Source organism: Falsiroseomonas sp. (genome assembly GCF_030695085.1).
Lineage (GTDB): Bacteria > Pseudomonadota > Alphaproteobacteria > Acetobacterales > Acetobacteraceae > Falsiroseomonas.
The window spans coordinates 1-16,712 of record NZ_JAUYTS010000175.1 but is presented as its reverse complement, the minus strand read 5'-3'; the positions used below and the strand labels follow the sequence as shown (position 1 = coordinate 16,712).

The 16,712-nt window shown below is 69.6% G+C and carries 16 protein-coding genes; 15 read left to right on the top strand and 1 reads right to left on the bottom strand.

Annotation, left to right across the window (positions count from 1 at the left end; all coding sequences use genetic code 11):
- The first annotated feature begins 1 nt into the window (after nucleotide 1).
- The 13 genes from rpsR to Q8S40_RS19150 all read left to right on the top strand — a co-directional run bounded on the left by rpsR (nucleotide 2) and on the right by Q8S40_RS19150 (nucleotide 12,929).
- Entirely contained in the window at nucleotides 2-289 is a 288-nt protein-coding gene (gene rpsR / locus Q8S40_RS19210) for a 30S ribosomal protein S18 (protein WP_168048423.1), read from the top strand.
- A 24-nt stretch (nucleotides 290-313) separates the two neighbouring features.
- Nucleotides 314-1,258 (top strand): hypothetical protein, encoded by a 945-nt coding sequence (locus Q8S40_RS19205; RefSeq protein WP_305671687.1) that lies wholly within the window; start codon nucleotides 314-316, stop codon nucleotides 1,256-1,258.
- Between the two features lie 12 nt (nucleotides 1,259-1,270).
- Nucleotides 1,271-1,843 carry a 50S ribosomal protein L9 gene (gene rplI, locus Q8S40_RS19200; RefSeq protein ID WP_305671686.1) on the top strand — a complete coding sequence of 191 codons (573 nt, stop codon included), beginning with the start codon at nucleotides 1,271-1,273 and terminating at the stop codon, nucleotides 1,841-1,843.
- Nucleotides 1,844-1,991: 148 nt separating this feature from the next.
- Nucleotides 1,992-3,200, top strand: a complete 1,209-nt coding sequence (locus Q8S40_RS19195; protein ID WP_305671685.1) for a cyclopropane-fatty-acyl-phospholipid synthase family protein — start codon at nucleotides 1,992-1,994, stop codon at nucleotides 3,198-3,200.
- A gap of 78 nt (nucleotides 3,201-3,278) precedes the next feature.
- A complete protein-coding gene (locus tag Q8S40_RS19190) occupies nucleotides 3,279-4,817 on the top strand; it encodes a replicative DNA helicase (RefSeq protein WP_304811210.1) in 1,539 nt (512 codons plus the stop codon).
- Nucleotides 4,807-5,898: an alanine racemase gene (gene alr, locus Q8S40_RS19185; RefSeq protein WP_305671684.1), complete on the top strand. Its 1,092-nt coding sequence runs from the start codon at nucleotides 4,807-4,809 to the stop codon at nucleotides 5,896-5,898. The genes Q8S40_RS19190 and alr overlap by 11 nt, the downstream gene beginning before the upstream one ends.
- A 19-nt stretch (nucleotides 5,899-5,917) precedes the next feature.
- Nucleotides 5,918-6,703: an ABC transporter permease gene (locus tag Q8S40_RS19180; protein ID WP_305671704.1), complete on the top strand. Its 786-nt coding sequence runs from the start codon at nucleotides 5,918-5,920 to the stop codon at nucleotides 6,701-6,703.
- Between the two features lie 44 nt (nucleotides 6,704-6,747).
- Nucleotides 6,748-7,545, top strand: a complete 798-nt coding sequence (locus tag Q8S40_RS19175; RefSeq protein ID WP_305671703.1) for an ABC transporter ATP-binding protein — start codon at nucleotides 6,748-6,750, stop codon at nucleotides 7,543-7,545.
- A 46-nt stretch (nucleotides 7,546-7,591) separates the two neighbouring features.
- Nucleotides 7,592-9,016 carry a DNA repair protein RadA gene (radA, locus tag Q8S40_RS19170; protein WP_305671683.1) on the top strand — a complete coding sequence of 475 codons (1,425 nt, stop codon included), beginning with the start codon at nucleotides 7,592-7,594 and terminating at the stop codon, nucleotides 9,014-9,016.
- A 97-nt stretch (nucleotides 9,017-9,113) separates the two neighbouring features.
- Nucleotides 9,114-10,088: an NAD-dependent epimerase/dehydratase family protein gene (locus Q8S40_RS19165; protein ID WP_305671682.1), complete on the top strand. Its 975-nt coding sequence runs from the start codon at nucleotides 9,114-9,116 to the stop codon at nucleotides 10,086-10,088.
- A 55-nt stretch (nucleotides 10,089-10,143) separates the two neighbouring features.
- Nucleotides 10,144-10,704 (top strand): CvpA family protein, encoded by a 561-nt coding sequence (locus Q8S40_RS19160; RefSeq protein ID WP_304811204.1) that lies wholly within the window; start codon nucleotides 10,144-10,146, stop codon nucleotides 10,702-10,704.
- Nucleotides 10,705-10,713: 9 nt separating this feature from the next.
- On the top strand, nucleotides 10,714-12,186 hold the full coding sequence (gene purF / locus Q8S40_RS19155; protein WP_304811202.1) for an amidophosphoribosyltransferase: 1,473 nt from the start codon (nucleotides 10,714-10,716) through the stop codon (nucleotides 12,184-12,186).
- Between the two features lie 20 nt (nucleotides 12,187-12,206).
- Nucleotides 12,207-12,929, top strand: a complete 723-nt coding sequence (locus Q8S40_RS19150; RefSeq protein WP_305671681.1) for an SDR family NAD(P)-dependent oxidoreductase — start codon at nucleotides 12,207-12,209, stop codon at nucleotides 12,927-12,929.
- A 2-nt stretch (nucleotides 12,930-12,931) separates the two neighbouring features.
- Here the strand turns inward: Q8S40_RS19150 and Q8S40_RS19145 are convergent, their stop codons facing one another.
- Entirely contained in the window at nucleotides 12,932-13,825 is an 894-nt protein-coding gene (locus tag Q8S40_RS19145) for a LysR substrate-binding domain-containing protein (RefSeq protein ID WP_305671680.1), read from the bottom strand.
- A gap of 81 nt (nucleotides 13,826-13,906) precedes the next feature.
- Here Q8S40_RS19145 and Q8S40_RS19140 point away from each other — a divergent pair, with 81 nt between their 5' ends.
- Nucleotides 13,907-15,547 carry a hydantoinase B/oxoprolinase family protein gene (locus Q8S40_RS19140; protein ID WP_305671679.1) on the top strand — a complete coding sequence of 547 codons (1,641 nt, stop codon included), beginning with the start codon at nucleotides 13,907-13,909 and terminating at the stop codon, nucleotides 15,545-15,547.
- The gene (locus Q8S40_RS19135) at nucleotides 15,544-16,524 is read left to right on the top strand and encodes a tripartite tricarboxylate transporter substrate binding protein (RefSeq protein ID WP_305671678.1); all 981 of its coding nucleotides are present in this window, start codon (nucleotides 15,544-15,546) and stop codon (nucleotides 16,522-16,524) included. Before Q8S40_RS19140 ends, Q8S40_RS19135 begins: the two co-directional genes overlap by 4 nt.
- Nucleotides 16,525-16,712 lie beyond the last annotated feature (188 nt).

Sequence of the window (16,712 nt, the reverse complement as noted above, 5' to 3'; positions counted from 1 at the left end):
CATGTCCGACCATAACGAAGAGACCTCGCTGAACCCCGCAGCCCGGCGCCCCGCCGTCGGTGCCCGCCGGCCGTTCTACCGCCGCCGCAAGTCCTGCCCGTTCTCCGGCCCGAACGCGCCGAAGATCGACTATAAGGATGTGCGCCTGCTGTCCCGCTTCCTGTCGGAGCGCGGCAAGATCGTGCCGAGCCGCATCACGGCGGTCTCCGCCAAGAAGCAGCGCGAGCTGGCGAATGCCATCAAGCGCGCCCGCTTCCTGGCGCTGCTGCCCTATGTGATCAACGACTGATCACGTGGCGCGGCCGAGGACAGCATGATGGCGGATCGCCAGGGGCAGGAGAGTGAGCAGGGCGGGCGCATCGCGTCCGATCCGCGCCTGCTCGCCGCCCTGGCGGCCGGACTGGTCGCGGCCGTGCTCAGCCTCTGGGCCTTTCGCGGCCTGCCGGGTGGCGCCTTTGCGCTGTGGCTGGTTTCCCTGCCGCTGTTCATGGCGGGGATCGGCTTCGGTGGCTTCGCCGTGATGGCGGCGGTCGGCGTGGCGGGGTTGGTGCTGCTGCTGCTCGGCAGCGGGGCGGGCCTCGGCCTGTTCCTGGCGCTGTTCGGCGTGCCGGCCCTGCTGCTGGTGCTGGCCTCGACGCCCCTCGGGACACGCGGCCTGTCGCTGTCCTTCGCGCTGCTCGGGTTGATCCCGGCGGCCGGCGTGCTGCTGGCGGCCTTCCTGCTGGGCGATGCGCCCGGCGGGCTGGAAGGCGCGATGCGCGCGGCGGCCGAAATCGGCCTCGAACGCATGGGCCTGCCGGCGCATGAAGGGCTGGTCGAGGAACTGGTGCGGGTCAAGGCCGCGGCGATCGGCTTCTGGGTGGCGCTGGCGCTGCTGGTGAATGCCGCCGCCGCTGCCGCCCTGCTGGTCCGCGCCGGGGTGATCCCCGCCGCGCCGGCCTGGCGGGAGGCACGGCTGCCTGGCTGGTATCCGCTGCTGCCCGCGCTTGCGGGCGGTTTCTGGCTTGCGGCGCCGGAGGGTGGCGATGCCATCCGCCTGTCGCTGCTGCTGGTGCTGCTGGTGCCGGTCTTCCTGCATGGCCTCGCTGCCCTGCATCGCGCCTCCGCGTCCCTCAAGGGCCGCTCCTTCGTGCTGGGTGGCGCCTATGCCGCGCTGCTGATCCTGTCCGTACCGGTGGCGCTCAGCGTCGCGGGTTACGGCTTCTACGACATTCTCAATGGAACACGGGCCCGGCGCGCTGCGCCCCCCCGAAGCTGAAACGGTGCAGACATGATCGAAGTCATCCTGATGCAGCGGGTCGAAAAGCTTGGCCAGATGGGCGAGCTGGTCACGGTCCGCCCCGGCTATGCGCGCAATTTCCTGCTGCCCCAGGGCAAGGCGATCCGCGCGAACAAGGACAACCTCGCGCGGTTCGAGCGTGAGCGCGCCCAGCTGGAAGCCCAGAACCTGAAGCGCCGCGGCGAGGCCGAGCGCGTTGCGGAACGCGTGCACGGCCTGACGGTCGTCATCATCCGCTCGGCGGGTGAGAGCGGCGGCCTGTACGGCTCCGTCTCCGGCCGCGACATCGCGGACGCCTGCAAGGGCAGCGGCCTGACGCTGGAGCGCAGCCAGATCCTGCTGGAGCAGCCGATCAAGCAGCTCGGCCTGACGCCGGTCCGCGTGGCGCTGCATCCGGAAGTGGTGATCGAGGTCGGCGTGAACGTCGCCCGCTCGCCCGAGGAAGCCGAGAAGCAGGCCCGTGGCGAAGACCTCCGCGCCGCCGACCAGGCCGAGGAAGAAAGCCTGGAGGCCGAGCTGGCCGCCGAGCTGGCCGAACTCGGCGCCGCGGCCGACCGCGACTGATGCGGCCGGGCCGGGGTGCAACCCGGCCCGCGCGAAAACGTGGCAGGACCACCGGCGCGCGGCGCTGGCAATCCTGTCACGACTTCGCCAGATTGAACTCCGCACGGGGTTCGGTGGCTTCCATGCGTGACCCCAAGGGGGGTCGCACATGCTTGATGCCATGCTGTCCCGGGCCATCCGCCATGGCCGCCTGACCGTCCATTTTCCGGACGGGCGCATCCGCCATTATGGCGATGGCGAGGGGCCGGAAGCCGGCTTCCGCATCCTGACCCGCCGCGCCGCCTGGCGGCTGGTGACCAATCCTGGCCTGTCCTTCGGCGAATCCTACATGGATGGCGCGATCCAGCCGCTGGATGGCCGGCTGCTGGAATTGCTGGAACTGCTGATGGCCAACTGGGTGCCTGGCTGCACCCATCCGGCCGAGCGGCTGCTCGCGCCCTGGCGCCTGGTGCGGCGGCGGATCGACCAGTTCAACCCGGCACCCCGCGCCCGGCGCAACGTGGCGCATCATTATGACCTGAATGGCCGGCTCTACGCCCTGTTCCTGGATCGGGACCGGCAATATTCCTGCGCCTACTTCCCCACCGGCACCGAGACGCTGGAAGCGGCGCAGGCCGCCAAGAAGCGCCATATCGCCGCCAAGCTCCGCCTGGCGCCGGGGCAGGAGGTGCTGGATATCGGCTGCGGCTGGGGCGGCATGGCCTTGACCCTCGCACGCGACCTCGGCGCCCGCGTCACTGGCATCACCCTGTCCGCGGAACAGCTGGCCGAGGCGCGGCGCCGGGCGGCGGAGGCGGGGCTGGCCGATCGCTGCCGCTTCGAGCTGATGGACTACCGCGACTGGACCCGCCCGGTGGACCGCATCGTCTCCGTCGGCATGTTCGAGCATGTCGGCATCGGCAATTTTGCCACCTTCTTCCGCACCATCCACCGTGCCCTGAAGCCGGATGGCGTGGCGCTGGTGCATGCGATCGGCCGCAGCGACGGGCCGGGCAGCACCAATCCCTGGCTGTCCAAATACATCTTCCCCGGCGGCTATTCCCCGGCGCTGTCCGAGGTGTTGCCCGCGGTGGAGCGCAGCGGGCTGCTGGCCACCGATATCGAGATCCTGCGCCTGCACTACGCCCTGACGCTCCGCGAATGGCGCCGCCGCTTCGCCTCCAACCGCGACGCCATCCAGTCCCTTTATGATGAGCGCTTCTGCCGGATGTTCGAATTCTACCTGGCCGCCAGTGAGGCGGGTTTCCGCCGTGGCGGGCTGGTGAACTGGCAGTTGCAGCTCACCAGGCGGCTGGATGCGCTGCCGCTGACGCGCGACTACATGGTGGAGACGGAGCGGGCGCTGGCGCCTGCCTGAAATCCACCCCCGTTATCCACAGTGATCCACAGGCTGGGTGGGGCGCGCACGACTCGGTGGGCGCGCTAGAGTGCGGTGATGAACAATTTTGGCTCCACTTCCGCCTCCTCCTCCGCCGGCTTTGGCGGGGGGGATGGCTTGCTCGGCCTGTCCCAGCGCCTGCCGCCCGCCAATCTGGAGGCCGAGCAGGCGCTGCTCGGCGCGCTGCTCGCCAACAACAAGGCCTATGAGCGGGTTTCGGAATTCCTGGCAGCCGACCATTTCGCCGATGCCGTGCATGGCAGGATCTTCTCCGCCATCCAGCGCCGGATCGAGGCGGGGCACCTGGCCGATGCGGTGACCCTGCGCGCGGAATTCGAGCATTCCGGCCTGCTGGATGAGGTGGGCGGCTCCGCCTATCTCGGCCAGTTGCTGACCGCGATGGTCGGCGTGATCAATGCCGGCGAGTATGGCCGCGTGATCCACGACGCCTGGCTGCGCCGCCAGCTGGTCGATCTCGGCGAGGTGATGGTGAACCGCGCCTTCGGGGCGGAGCCGGAACTGGACGGCAAGCTGCAGATGGAAAGCGCCGAGCAGGCGCTGTTCGACCTGTCCAAGGCCGGCGAATCGGGCGGCGGCTTCGTGTCCTTCGAACGCGCGCTGGCCACCGCGGTGCAGCATGCGGAGAAGGCCTTCTCCAATCCGGGCGGCGTGGCGGGGCTTTCGACCGGGCTGCGCGACCTGGATGCGAAGCTGGGCGGCCTGCACCCGTCGGACCTTCTGATCATGGCCGGCCGGCCCGGCATGGGTAAGACCGCGCTGGCGGTGAAGGTGGCGTTCGGCGCCGCGCGGGCGACGCTGCGCGCGGCGCGGGAGAAGGACCCCCATGCCATCCCGCGCGGCGGCGTGGCGATCTTCTCCCTCGAAATGTCCTGCGACCAGCTGGCCACCCGCCTGCTGTCCGAGGAAAGCCGGATCTCGGGCGACCGCATTCGCCGCGGCGAGATCAGCCAGCGCGACTTCGACAAATTCCTGGAGGTCAGCCGCGAATTGCAGGCGCTGCCGCTGTTCATCGACGACACGCCGGCCATCACCATCTCGGCGCTGCGGACCCGCTGCCGGCGGTTGCAGCGGACCAAGGGGCTGAACCTGATCATCGTCGACTACCTCCAGCTCATGCGCCCCGCGGCGGGCAGCAAGCCGGAGAACCGGGTGCAGGAAATCAGCCAGATCACCCAGGGGCTGAAGGCGATCGCCAAGGAATTATCCGTTCCTGTCATCGCGCTGTCGCAGCTTTCCCGCGCCGTGGAGCAGCGGGAGGACAAGCGGCCGCAGCTTTCGGATCTGCGCGAATCCGGCTCGATCGAGCAGGACGCGGACGTTGTCATGTTCATCTATCGCGACGAATACTACCTGCAGCAGCGCCAGCCGAAGGAGCTGACCTTCGACAACCCGCAGAAATTCAGCGAGGCGGTGGAGAAGTGGCAGAAGGACATGGAGGACGCCCACAACAAGGCGGAGCTCATCGTCTCCAAGCAGCGCCACGGCCCGACCGGCACCATCCGTCTGTTCTTCGAGGCCGAGTTCACCCGCTTCGGTGACCTCGATACGCATCATGATGGCGGCTATGGAGACTGACGCAGGGCAGGGCGTGCTGACCGTCGACCTGGATGCGGTCGTTGCCAATTGGCGCGACCTGTCTGCCCGGCATGGCGCGCCCTGTGCGGGGGTGCTGAAGGCCGATGGCTATGGGCTGGGTGCCGCGCCGGTGGGCCGCGCCCTGCACGCGGCCGGCTGCCAAACCTTCTTCGTGGCACATCTGGCGGAGGGCGTCGCACTGCGCGCCACACTCGGCGCCAGCCCCGCCATCATCGTGCTGAACGGCTTCGCGCCGGGGGCGGATGCCGGGGCCGGGCTCTGGCCGGTGCTCAACAGCCTGGGCGATGTCGCGGCCCATGCCGCCGCAGGGCGGGCGGATGGCGCGCCGCGCCCGGCGCTGCTGCACCTGGATACCGGCATGTCGCGCCTCGGCCTGGATGCGCGGGAGCAGGCGGCGCTGGCGGCGGACCGCGCGCGGCTGGCGGGGCTCGACCTGCGTTTCGTGATGACGCACCTGGCCTGCGCGGATGACCCGGCGCACCCGCTCAATGCCCGCCAGGCGCAGCGTTTCGCCGCGGCCGCGGCGGCCATCGCGCCGGGCGTGAAGCGCAGCTTCGCCAATTCCTCCGGCATCTTCCTTGGCCCGGACTACGCCTCCGACCTCGCCCGGCCGGGCTGCGCGCTGTACGGCATCAACCCGACCCCGGGCGCGCCCAACCCGATGCGGCAGGTGGCGGTGCTGGAGGTGCCGGTGCTTCAGCTGCGGGATATCGCGCCCGGCGACACGGTCGGCTACGGTGCCGGTTACACCGCGCCACGCAATGTGCGCGTGGCCACCGTTGCGGCGGGCTATGCCGATGGCTACTTACGGTGTCTGTCCGGCCGGTCCCTGGCGCTTTTCCAGGGCCGCGCCGTGCCGCTCATAGGCCGGGTCTCGATGGATTTGACAACGTTCGATGCGACCGATTTCCCGGAACTGCGCCCTGGCAGCCGTCTGATGCTGGTCGGCGGGCCGGGCAACACGCCGGACGACATCGCGGCCCGTTGCGGCACCATCGGCTATGAGGTGCTGACCTCGCTCGGCCATCGCTACCAGCGCCGAACCATTGGCGGCGTCTGAGGTCTTGGCCCCCGCTATTCTGAATCGCATCCTGGACCCGGTCGCGGCCATTGGCCGCGCCGTCATCGGCCTGCTGCGCGGCACCGGCGCCATCGCACTGTTCGCGGCGGAGGCGATCAGCCATCTGGTGCGGCCGCCCTTCTATGGGCGGCTGTTCCTCAAGGCCTTCATCGAGATTGCCTGGTTCAGCCTGCCGGTGGTGGCGCTGACGGCGCTGTTCACCGGCATGGTGCTGGCGCTGCAATCCTATACCGGCTTCGCCCGCTTCAATGCCGAAGGGGCGGTGGCGAATGTGGTGGTGCTGTCCATCACCCGCGAGCTGGGCCCCGTGCTGGCCGGGCTGATGGTCGCCGGCCGCATCGGCGCGGCCTTCGCCGCCGAGATCGGCACGATGCGGGTGACGGACCAGATCGACGCGCTGTCCACCCTGTCCACCAACCCGATGAAGTACCTGGTCGCCCCGCGGCTGCTGGCCGGCACGCTGGCTCTGCCGCTGCTGGTGATCGTGGCGGATACGCTGGGCGTGATGGGCGGCTGGCTGATCGGCACGCAGCAGCTTGGCTTCGGCTCCGGCGCCTATCTCAAGGCAACCTTCGACTTCCTGCAACTCTGGGATGTGTTGTCCGGCCTGATCAAGGCGGCGGTGTTCGGCTTCATCATCACGCTGATGGGCTGCTGGTCCGGCTACCATTCCGGCGGCGGCGCGCAGGGCGTCGGGCGCGCCACCACCTCCGCCGTCGTGGCGTCCTCCATCCTGATCCTGGCGGTGGATTACGTGCTGACCGCATTGTTGTTCAGCCGATGAGCGATACGCGCCAGGGCACGATGAGCGATACGCGCGACGGCACGATGAGCGACACGCGCGACGGCACGATGAGCGACACGCCGAAAATCCGGCTTCGCGGGGTGCGCAAATCCTTCGGGTCCAAGGTGGTGCTGGATGGCGTGGATCTCGATATCCGCGCCGGGCATTCCATGGTGATCCTGGGCGGGTCCGGCTCGGGCAAATCCGTCACGCTGAAATGCGTCCTGGGCCTGATTCCGCCCGATTCCGGCCTGATCGAGATCGATGGCCGTGACGTGGCGAGCCTGTCGCGGATGGAGCGGGAGGCGGTGAATGACCGCATCGGCATGCTGTTCCAGAACGGCGCCTTGTTCGACAGCCTGCCGGTCTGGGAGAATGTGTGCTTCAAGCTGCTCGCCCAGGGCCGCCTCAGCCGCTCCAAGGCGCGCGACAAGGCGGCGGAGGTGCTGGCGCAGGTCGGGCTGGCGCCCAGCGTGGGCGACCTGTCGCCGAGCGAATTGTCGGGCGGCATGCAGAAGCGCGTCGGCCTGGCGCGGGCCATCGCGGCGGAGCCTGACATCATCTTCTTCGATGAACCCACCACCGGCCTCGACCCGATCATGGGCGCGGTGATCGACGGGCTGATCGTCGATGTGGTGAAGCGCCTGGGCGCCACGGCGGTGTCCATCACGCATGACATGGCAAGCGCGCGACGCATCGGTGACGATGCGGCGATGATCCACAAGGGCCAGATCATCTGGCGCGGCGGGGCGCACAGCCTCGGCGAGACGGGCAACGCCATGGTGGACCAGTTCGCGCGTGGGGAGCGTGAGGGGCCGATCCAGATGGAGCTGCGGCGGTAGCGCGAACCGCGACCGATCAGACGTTTTCCTTCCCACTGGACGCCCCATGGCCAAGCCCACCACCCGCTTCATCTGCCAGGCCTGCGGCGCCCCCCATGCCAAATGGCAGGGCCGCTGCGATGCCTGTGGCGAGTGGAACACCCTGTCCGAGGAAGTCACCGAAGCCCGCGGCCCCGGCCCCGCGGCCAAGGCGGCCGGTGGGCGGCGGGTGGAATTCGTCGGCCTCAAGGGCAAATCGGCGCCGCCGGCCCGCATCCTGACCGGCATCGCGGAGCTGGACCGGGTGCTCGGCGGCGGCATGGTCCCGGCCTCCGCCGTGCTGGTGGGCGGCGACCCGGGCATCGGCAAATCCACCATCCTGCTGCAGGCCGCCGCCCGCATCGCCAGCGCCGGCCGCCGCAGCCTGTACATCTCGGGCGAGGAGGCGGTGGAACAGGTGCGGCTGCGCGCCGCCCGCCTCGGCCTGACCGACAGCCCGATGGGCCTGGCGGCGGCCACCAGCCTGCGCGACATCGTCGCCAGCCTGGAGGGGGAGGGCGATGTGGCCCTCGTCATCATCGATTCCATCCAGACCGTCTGGCTCGATGCGCTCGATTCCGCGCCCGGCACCGTCAGCCAGGTGCGCGCCTGCGCGGCGGAGCTGATCCGCCTCGCCAAGGCACGCGGCTTCGCCATCGTCCTCGTCGGCCATGTCACCAAGGAAGGCACGCTGGCCGGCCCGCGGGTGCTGGAGCACATGGTGGACGCCACGCTGTATTTCGAAGGCGACCGCGGCCACCAGTTCCGCATCCTCCGCGCGGTGAAGAACCGCTACGGCGCCACGGATGAGATCGGCGTCTTCGAGATGACGGAGCGCGGGCTGGTCGAGGTCGCCAACCCCTCCGCCCTGTTCCTGGCGGAACGCCGCGGCAATGTCTCCGGCAGCGCGGTCTTCGCGGGCATCGAGGGCACGCGGCCGGTGCTGGTGGAGGTGCAGTGCCTGCTCTCCCCCAGTGCCGGCGGCAGCCCGCGCCGGCAGGTGGTGGGCTGGGATTCCGGGCGGCTGGCGATGCTGCTGGCGGTGCTGGAGACGCGCTGCGGCCTGGGTGTCGGCCAGAACGACGTCTATCTCAACATCGCCGGCGGGCTGCGGATTGCGGAACCGGCGGCGGATCTGGCCGTGGCGGCGGCGCTGATCTCGGCGGCGACCGACCGGCCGACCGACCCCGGCGCGGTGTATTTCGGCGAGGTCGGCTTGTCCGGGGAGGTCCGCCAGGTCAGCCAGGCGGAAACCCGGCTGCGGGAGGCGCAGAAGCTGGGCTTCACCGCCGCCACCCTGCCGCGCCGCGTGGCGCGCGGCAGCGGAACCCCGGCCGCGCTGCCTGGGCTCAAGCTCTCGGAGACCGGGCATCTGGCCGATCTTGTCGCCGTTTTCGCGGCGCAGACGGTCAAGCGCCGGAATGTTGATGCACCGGCCACCGGCAAGGCTTGACGCGGAGCCCGTGCTGACGGCGCTACTGCGCGGCACGCCGGCGGCATCATTCCAGGGATCGCTCGGCGGCCCTGGCTCGTGAGGGAATGAAGACCGAATGACGATTCTCGTCACGGGTGTGGCCGGTTTCGTCGGTTCGCATGTCGCCGCCACCCTGCTGGCGCGGGGCGAGCGGGTCGTCGGGCTCGACAATGTGAACAGCTACTATGACGTGACCTTGAAGGAGGCGCGTCTGGCCCGGCTGGCGCCGCAGCCAGGCTTCAGCTTACTGCGCCTGGACCTGGCCGACCGCGATGCCGTCTTCGCCGGGCTGGCGCCGGAGCTGGACAGCATCACGGAGGTCATCCACCTCGCCGCCCAGGCCGGGGTCCGCTACTCGATGATCGATCCCTACGCCTATGTGGCGTCCAACGTCATGGGTCATGTGGTGATGCTGGAGGCGGCGCGGCGCATGCCGAAGCTGCGGCACCTGGTCTATGCCTCCTCCTCCTCCGTCTATGGCGGCAATACGCGGCTGCCGTTCCGGGAGACGGATCCGGTGGAACTGCCCGTCTCGCTCTATGCCGCGACCAAGCGGGCGGATGAGCTGATCGGCCAGGCCTACAGCCACATCTACGGCCTGCCGCAGACCGGGCTGCGCTTCTTCACCGTCTATGGCCCCTGGGGCCGGCCGGACATGGCCTATTACAGCTTCGCCCGTGCGATCGCGGCGGGCGAGCCGATCACGCTGTATGAGGGCGGCGAGCTCAAGCGCGACTTCACCTATATCGACGACATCGTGCAGGGCGTGCTCGGCTGCCTGGCGCATCCGCCGGGCAATGGGGAACGCGCGCGGCTGCTGAACATCGGCAACAACCGGGCGGAGCGGGTGCTGACCCTGGTGCGGCTGCTGGAGGAAGGCCTCGGCCGCCGCGCCATCATCCAGGATGCGCCGCGGCCTGTGGCGGATGTGGAGGAGACCTTCGCGGATATCTCCGCCATCCAGGCGCTCGCCGGTTTCGCGCCGACGACGACGCTGGCGGAGGGTATTCCGAAATTCGTCGCCTGGTTCCGCGATTGGCACGGGGTATAGGCGGCTGCCCGCGGCACGATGACACCCGCCCCCCCGCCCGCTATAGGCTGGCGCAATGACCTGGGTTGATGCCGTTATCCTCGCGGTGTGCCTGCTTTCGGCAGGGCTCGCCTTCTTCCGTGGCCTGGTGCGCGAGGTTCTGGGCGTTGGCGCCTGGGCGGGCGCCATCATTGCCGGCATCCTGGCCGAGCCTTCGGTCACGCCGCTGGTCGGGCAGTATGTCGAACCGCCCTGGCTGGCCACCGGGGTTGCCGTCGGCGCGGTGTTCCTGGTCGTGCTGATCATCCTCAAGCTGCTGACCGCCTGGCTGGCGGGCCATGTGCAGCGCTCGGCCCTGGGTGGCGTGGATCGCGTGCTTGGCCTGGTCTTCGGCCTCGCGCGGGGTGCTTTCATTGTCGTGATCGCCTATATCGTGGCCGGGCTGGTGTTGCCGGACAGGGATCAATGGCCGGAGCCGGTCCGTCAGGCGCGTTCCCTGCCATTCGCGGCACAGGGCGCGGCCTGGGTGGTGGCAAAGCTGCCGGATGATTTCCGCCCGCGCCTGCCTGACGGCACGGGCCGCCAGGAACCGAGCATGGACCAGCTGCTGCGCCCCCCCGCGCGCAGCCGGATCTGAAGGAAGCGCATGACCCAGGCCATCCAGTGGGATATCGGCGACGACGACCATCCGCATGAGGAATGCGGCGTGGTCGGGGTCTGGGGCAGCCCCGATGCGGCGGCCCTCACGGCGCTCGGCCTGCACGCGTTGCAGCACCGGGGACAGGAGGCGGCGGGCATCGTCTCACTCGCCGCACAGGGCCAGTTCCACGCCCATAAGGGCCGCGGCCTGGTGGGCGACAATTTCAGCAACGCCGCCGTCATTGCCGGGCTGCCGGGCCATGCCGCGCTCGGCCACAACCGCTACGCCACCACCGGTGAGACCGCGCTGCGCAATGTGCAGCCGCTTTATGCGGATTTCGAATTCGGCGGCTTCGCCGTGGCGCATAACGGCAACCTGACCAACGCGCATGTGCTGAAGCGCGCCCTGGTCCGTCGCGGCTGCCTGTTCCAGTCCACCACGGATTCGGAAGTCTTTATTCATCTCATCGCCATCTCGCTCTACTCGACGGTGATGGACCGGCTGATCGATGCGCTGAAGCAGGTGCAGGGCGCCTACAGCCTGGTCGCCTTGCACAATGGCGCCTTGCTGGGCGCGCGGGACCCGCTGGGCGTGCGGCCGCTGGTGCTGGGCAAGCTGGCCGCGGGCGGCTTCGTGCTGTCGAGCGAGACCTGCGGCCTCGATATCGTCGGCGCCGAATTCGTGCGCGACGTGGAGCCGGGCGAGATCGTGCTGATCGACGATAGCGGCGTGCGCTCCATCCGCCCCTTCGCGCGGCCGTCCAGCCCGCGCTTCTGCATCTTCGAATACATCTATTTCGCCCGCCCCGATTCCATCGTGGAGGGCACGCCGGTCTATGACACCCGCAAGCGCATTGGCGCCGAACTGGCCCGCGAATCCGGCGTGGCGGCGGATGTGATCGTGCCCGTGCCGGATAGCGGCGTGCCGGCGGCCATGGGCTATGCCTCGGAAGCCGGCATTCCCTTCGAACTGGGCATCATCCGCAACCATTACGTCGGCCGCACCTTCATCGAGCCGACGGACCAGATCCGCAACCTCGGCGTGAAGCTGAAGCACAGCGCCAATCGCAGCATGATCGCAGGTAAGCGCGTGGTTCTCGTCGACGATTCCATCGTCCGCGGCACCACGAGTAGAAAAATCGTGGAAATGGTGCGCCAGGCCGGGGCGACGGAGGTGCATATGCGCATCTCCTCCCCCCCCACCACACATTCCTGCTTCTACGGCATCGACACGCCGGAGCGCGCCAAGCTGCTGGCGGCCAACCACGACGTGGCGGAGATGGCCAAGATCATCGGCGCCGACAGCCTGGCCTTCATCTCGCTGGATGGGCTGTATCGCGCACTCGGCCGAGATGGCCGCGACCCGGCGGCGCCGGCCTATTGCGATGCCTGCTTCACCGGCGACTACGCCATCCCGTTGCTCGACCAGCAGGACCCCTCCGAGCGTCCGCTGCCGCTGCTGCAGGTTGCCAACCGCTGACGCCGAGCCAGGACAATCCCGTGAGCCTTCCGCTTGAAAATCGTGTCGCGCTGGTCACCGGCGCCTCCCGCGGCATTGGTGCCGCGCTGGCGGTGGAACTGGCGCGGATGGGCGCGCAGCTTGTCTTGATCGCCCGCACCCAGGGCGGGCTGGAGGAGACGGATGATGCGATCCGCGCCGTCTCCGGCCGCGGCGCCACGCTGCTGCCGCTCGACCTGCACAAGGATGCCGACAGGCAGCTCGACCTGATCGGGCCTTCGGTCATGGAGCGTTTCGGGCGGCTGGATATCCTGGTGCACAATGCCGGGGTGCTGAACAAGCTGACCCCGGTGGCGCATATCGAGCCGAAGGACTGGGCGCATACGCTGGGCGTGAACCTCACCGCCGCCTGGCGCCTGATCCGCACCTGCGACCCGCCGCTGCGCGCGGCGGAGGCCGGCCGCGCCGTCTTCGTCACCACCGGGCGGGTGCTGCGGCCCAAGGCCTATTGGGGCATGTACGGCGCCACCAAGGCGGGCATGGAACATCTGGTGCAAGCCTGGGCGCAGGAGGTTGCGTCCACCCGCCTGCGGGCAAACCTGTTCGACCCCGGCATCGTCGCCACCAAGCTGCGCGCCCAGGCGATGCCGGGCGAGGACTCTTCCAAATTGACCCAGCCGGCGGAGGTGGCGCCGGCGCTGGCGGCGCTGTGCCTGCCCAGCGAGACCCGCAACGGCGCACGGGTGGAGTTCCGCCCGGGCTGACCTCAGCCCGGCGCCAGCGCCGCCTGCAACCAGGTGCCGAAGGCCTGCACGGTGGAGCGGCGGGACGCCATTTCGGTCATCACCAGATGGTAGCCGGTGCCGTCATCCAGCGTTTCGGCAAAGGGCCGCACCAGCCGGCCGGCGGCCAGCGCATCCGCCACCAGCACGCCCCAGCCGACGGCCAGGCCCTGGCCTGCCTCCGCCGCGGCCAGCGCCAGGGCGGTTTCATCGAAGCGGGGGCCGGGGGTGGCAAGCTGCGGGTCCAGCCCGGCGGCCAGCAGCCAGTCACGCCAATGCGGGCGTTCGGCGTAGTGCAGCAGGGTGGCCTGGGCGATCGCCTCCGCCGGCGGCAGGCCCTCGGGCAGGTATCCGGGGGCGCAGACCGGGCACAGCACCTCCCGCGTCAGTGGGCGTACCACATGGCCGGGCCAGTCGCCGGTGCCGGCGCGAATTGCCACATCCACATCGGCGCCGTGCAATTGCGCGAAATAGCGATGGGTCTCGAGGCGCAGCTCGATCCAGGGATGCGCCCGGGTGAAGCCGGCGATGCGCGGTGCCAGCACGCGCATGGCGAAGGTGCGGGCGGCGTTGACCACCAGGGTGGTGCGGGAACGCGGCTGGCCGATGCGGAACAGTCCGGCCTCCAACTGCTCCAGCCCGCGCCGGACGTAATCCGCCAGCAGGTCGCCGGCCTCCGTCAGCTTCAGGCCGCGCGGGCCGCGCAGGAACAGCGGTTCGGCGAGCTGGTCCTCCAGCGACTTCACCTGGCGGCTGACGGCGCCCTGCGTCACGCCGAGTTCTTCCGCCGCGCGGGCCATGTTCAGGTGGCGGGCGGCGGCGTCGAACACGCGCAGCGCTTGCAGGGGCAGGCCGGACACGCCTTGAGGTAGGCTCATGGCTAGGCACCTTAATGGGTTGCTACCGGGGGCGCCAAGCCGGGGCCAGACTGCACCTCCTGGCTGGAGCACTTCGCAAAGATGCATTTCGACCCCGTCACGCTGCAGATCCTGTGGAGCCGGCTGATCTCGATCGCCGATGAGGCGGCGGCGGCGCTGCTGCGGACCTCGTTTTCCACCATCGTGCGGGAATCCAACGATTTCGCCACGGTGCTGATGGATGCGGAGGGCAACAGCCTGGCGGAGAATTCCATCGGCATCCCGAGCTTCGTCGGCCTGCTGCCGCGCACGCTGAAGCACATGCTGGCGGAGTATCCGCTGGAGGAGCTGCGTCCGGGCGATGTGCTGATGACCAACGACCCCTGGATGGGCACGGGGCATCTGCTGGATATCACCACGGCGATGCCGGTGTTCCATCAAGGCAAGCTGGTGGCGTTCGCGGGCGCGACTTCGCACATGCCGGATATCGGCGGCACGCTGTGGTCGGCAGATTGCACGGAGGTGTTCGAGGAAGGGCTGCGGATTCCACCGACGAAATTCCTGGTCGCGGGCCAGGAGAACCGGGAGGTGGTGCGCTTCATCCGCGGCAATGTCCGCGTGCCGGACCAGGTGATGGGCGACATCCAGGCGCAGATCACCGCCATCACCGTCTGCGCCCGTCGGGTGGTGGAGTTCCTGGCCGATACCGGCCTCGCCGACCTCACGGCGCTGTCCGCCACCCTGCAGGCGCGTGCCGATGGCGCGATGCGCCAGGCAATCGCGGCGCTGCCGGATGGCACCTGGCACGGCACTGTCTTCGCCGATGGCTATGAGGATGCGGAAACGCGCATCCAATGCGCGCTGACCATCGCGGGCGACAGCCTGAGCGTGGACTACGCCGGCACATCCGCGCAGATCGCGCGCGGGCTGAACAGCGTGATGAACTACACCTACGCCTACACCGTCTACCCGCTGAAATGCGCGCTGGACCCGATGACCCCACGGAATGAGGGCAGCTACCGCGCCATCGGCGTGACGGCGCCGGAGGGCAGCATCCTCAACCCGCGCTGGCCGGCGGCGGTGAATGCGCGGCATCTGACGGGGCTGTTCCTCTCGGGCGCGCTGTACAAATGCCTGGCGCAGATCGCGCCGGGGCTGGTGGTGGCGGACAGCGCCTCCCCGGCGCCGCGGCCGGTCTATACGGGACAGGATGACCGCGGCGATCGCTTCAGCCAGGTGCTGTTCGGCAGCGGCGGCATGGGTGCGACGCAGGGCAGGGATGGGCTGAACACGACCGCCTTCCCAACCAATTCGGGCTCCGGCTCGATCGAGGCGTTCGAAGCCTCCGCCCCCATCCTGGTCTGGCGCAAGGACCTGCTGGTGGACAGTGGCGGGCCGGGGCAATTCCGCGGCGGGCTGGGCCAGGAGATCGAGCTGGAGGTGATGACCGACCAGCCGGTGCGGCTTTCGCTGATCTCGGACCGGATGAAGCACCCGGCCGGCGGGCTGGATGGCGCGGGGCCGGGCGCGCCGGCGCTGGTGCAGTTGCAGGATGGTCGCAAGCCGCATCCGAAATCGCGCACCATGCTGGCGCCGGGGGACCGGCTGACCATGCATCTCGGCGGTGGCGGCGGCTATGGCGACCCGGTCGCGCGCGATCCGGCCGCCGTGCAGCGCGACATCGTTGATGGCTACGTCACGCCCGAAGGGGCGCAACGCGACTACGGGAGGAAAAACCAATGACAATGAAGCTCACCCGTCGTGCCCTGGCGGCCGCCTTCGCGGCCGTGCCCTTCGCAGCCCAGGCCCAGGCCAACTGGCCGACGCGCCCGGTGCGGATGATCGTGCCCTTCGCACCCGGCGGCGGATCGGACACGCTCGGCCGGCTGTTGGCGACGCCGCTGGGGGCGGAGCTGGGCCAGCCCGTGGTGGTGGAGAACCGCGCCGGCGCCGGCAGCCAGATCGGCGCGGAGGCGGTGATGCGCAGCGCGCCGGACGGCCTGACCCTGCTGTTGGGCGACACGCCGCTGGCGACGATCCCGGCCGTGCAGGCCGCCGTCGGCCAGGCCGTGGCCTTCGACACGGCGCGCGATTTCACCCCCATCGCCACGCTCGGCGTGGCCCCGGCGCTGCTGGTGGTGGCGAGCAATTCGCCCTTCCGCACCACGCGGGATCTGCTGGAGGCGGCGCGGGCGCGGCCGGAGGCGGTGAACATCGCCTCCGGCGGCACCGCCACCAGCACCCATCTGATGATCGAGTTGCTGCAGATGCGCAGCGGCGTGAAGGTGACGCATGTGCCCTATCGCGGCACCGGCGCGGCGCTGCCGGATGTGCTGAACGGCACGGTGCAGGCGATGATCCAGGCGATGGCCACCGCCGCGCCGCTGGTCGCGGCCGGGCAGATGCGCGTCATCGGCGTGGCGGCGGAACAGCGCCTGCCGGCGATGCCGGATGTGCCGACGCTGCGCGAACAGGGTGTGGATCTGGTGGCCGGCTTCTGGTGGGGGGTGCTCGGCCCGGCCGGCATCCCGGCGCCCATCGTGGCGCGGCTTCAGCAGGCCATCGACAAATCCATGGCAAGCGAGTCCGTGCAGGCGCGGCTGCCGGCGCTGGGTCTGGAACGCCTGCAACTCGGCCCGGATGCCTTCCGGACCATGCTGGTGAATGAGACGGCGCGCTGGCGCGACGTGGTGCAGACGGCGGGGATCAAGCCTGAATGAGCGCGACTTATGTGATGTCCGACCCGCAGCCGGTGCAGTCCGCACCGGCTGGGCGGCTAAATGGCCGCCGCAGTTGCTGCCGCATGGAAGCTGGGCGCCAGGGGGCATGACGACCCCCGCACGCCCCTGTCGCATCGGCGTCGATGTCGGCGGCACCTTCACCGACTTCGTGCTGGTGGATGACGCCA

Coding starts and splice junctions, on each gene's coding strand:
- radA (WP_305671683.1), top strand. CDS start 7,592: ATGGCCAAGCCCACCACCCGCTTCATCTGCCAGGCCTGCGGCGCCCCC.
- rpsR (WP_168048423.1), top strand. CDS start 2: ATGTCCGACCATAACGAAGAGACCTCGCTGAACCCCGCAGCCCGGCGC.
- purF (WP_304811202.1), top strand. CDS start 10,714: ATGACCCAGGCCATCCAGTGGGATATCGGCGACGACGACCATCCGCAT.
- Q8S40_RS19165 (WP_305671682.1), top strand. CDS start 9,114: ATGACGATTCTCGTCACGGGTGTGGCCGGTTTCGTCGGTTCGCATGTC.
- Q8S40_RS19160 (WP_304811204.1), top strand. CDS start 10,144: ATGACCTGGGTTGATGCCGTTATCCTCGCGGTGTGCCTGCTTTCGGCA.
- Q8S40_RS19140 (WP_305671679.1), top strand. CDS start 13,907: ATGCATTTCGACCCCGTCACGCTGCAGATCCTGTGGAGCCGGCTGATC.
- Q8S40_RS19135 (WP_305671678.1), top strand. CDS start 15,544: ATGACAATGAAGCTCACCCGTCGTGCCCTGGCGGCCGCCTTCGCGGCC.
- Q8S40_RS19175 (WP_305671703.1), top strand. CDS start 6,748: ATGAGCGACACGCGCGACGGCACGATGAGCGACACGCCGAAAATCCGG.
- Q8S40_RS19190 (WP_304811210.1), top strand. CDS start 3,279: ATGAACAATTTTGGCTCCACTTCCGCCTCCTCCTCCGCCGGCTTTGGC.
- rplI (WP_305671686.1), top strand. CDS start 1,271: ATGATCGAAGTCATCCTGATGCAGCGGGTCGAAAAGCTTGGCCAGATG.
- Q8S40_RS19205 (WP_305671687.1), top strand. CDS start 314: ATGATGGCGGATCGCCAGGGGCAGGAGAGTGAGCAGGGCGGGCGCATC.
- Q8S40_RS19195 (WP_305671685.1), top strand. CDS start 1,992: ATGCTTGATGCCATGCTGTCCCGGGCCATCCGCCATGGCCGCCTGACC.
- Q8S40_RS19145 (WP_305671680.1), bottom strand. CDS start 13,825: ATGAGCCTACCTCAAGGCGTGTCCGGCCTGCCCCTGCAAGCGCTGCGC.
- alr (WP_305671684.1), top strand. CDS start 4,807: ATGGAGACTGACGCAGGGCAGGGCGTGCTGACCGTCGACCTGGATGCG.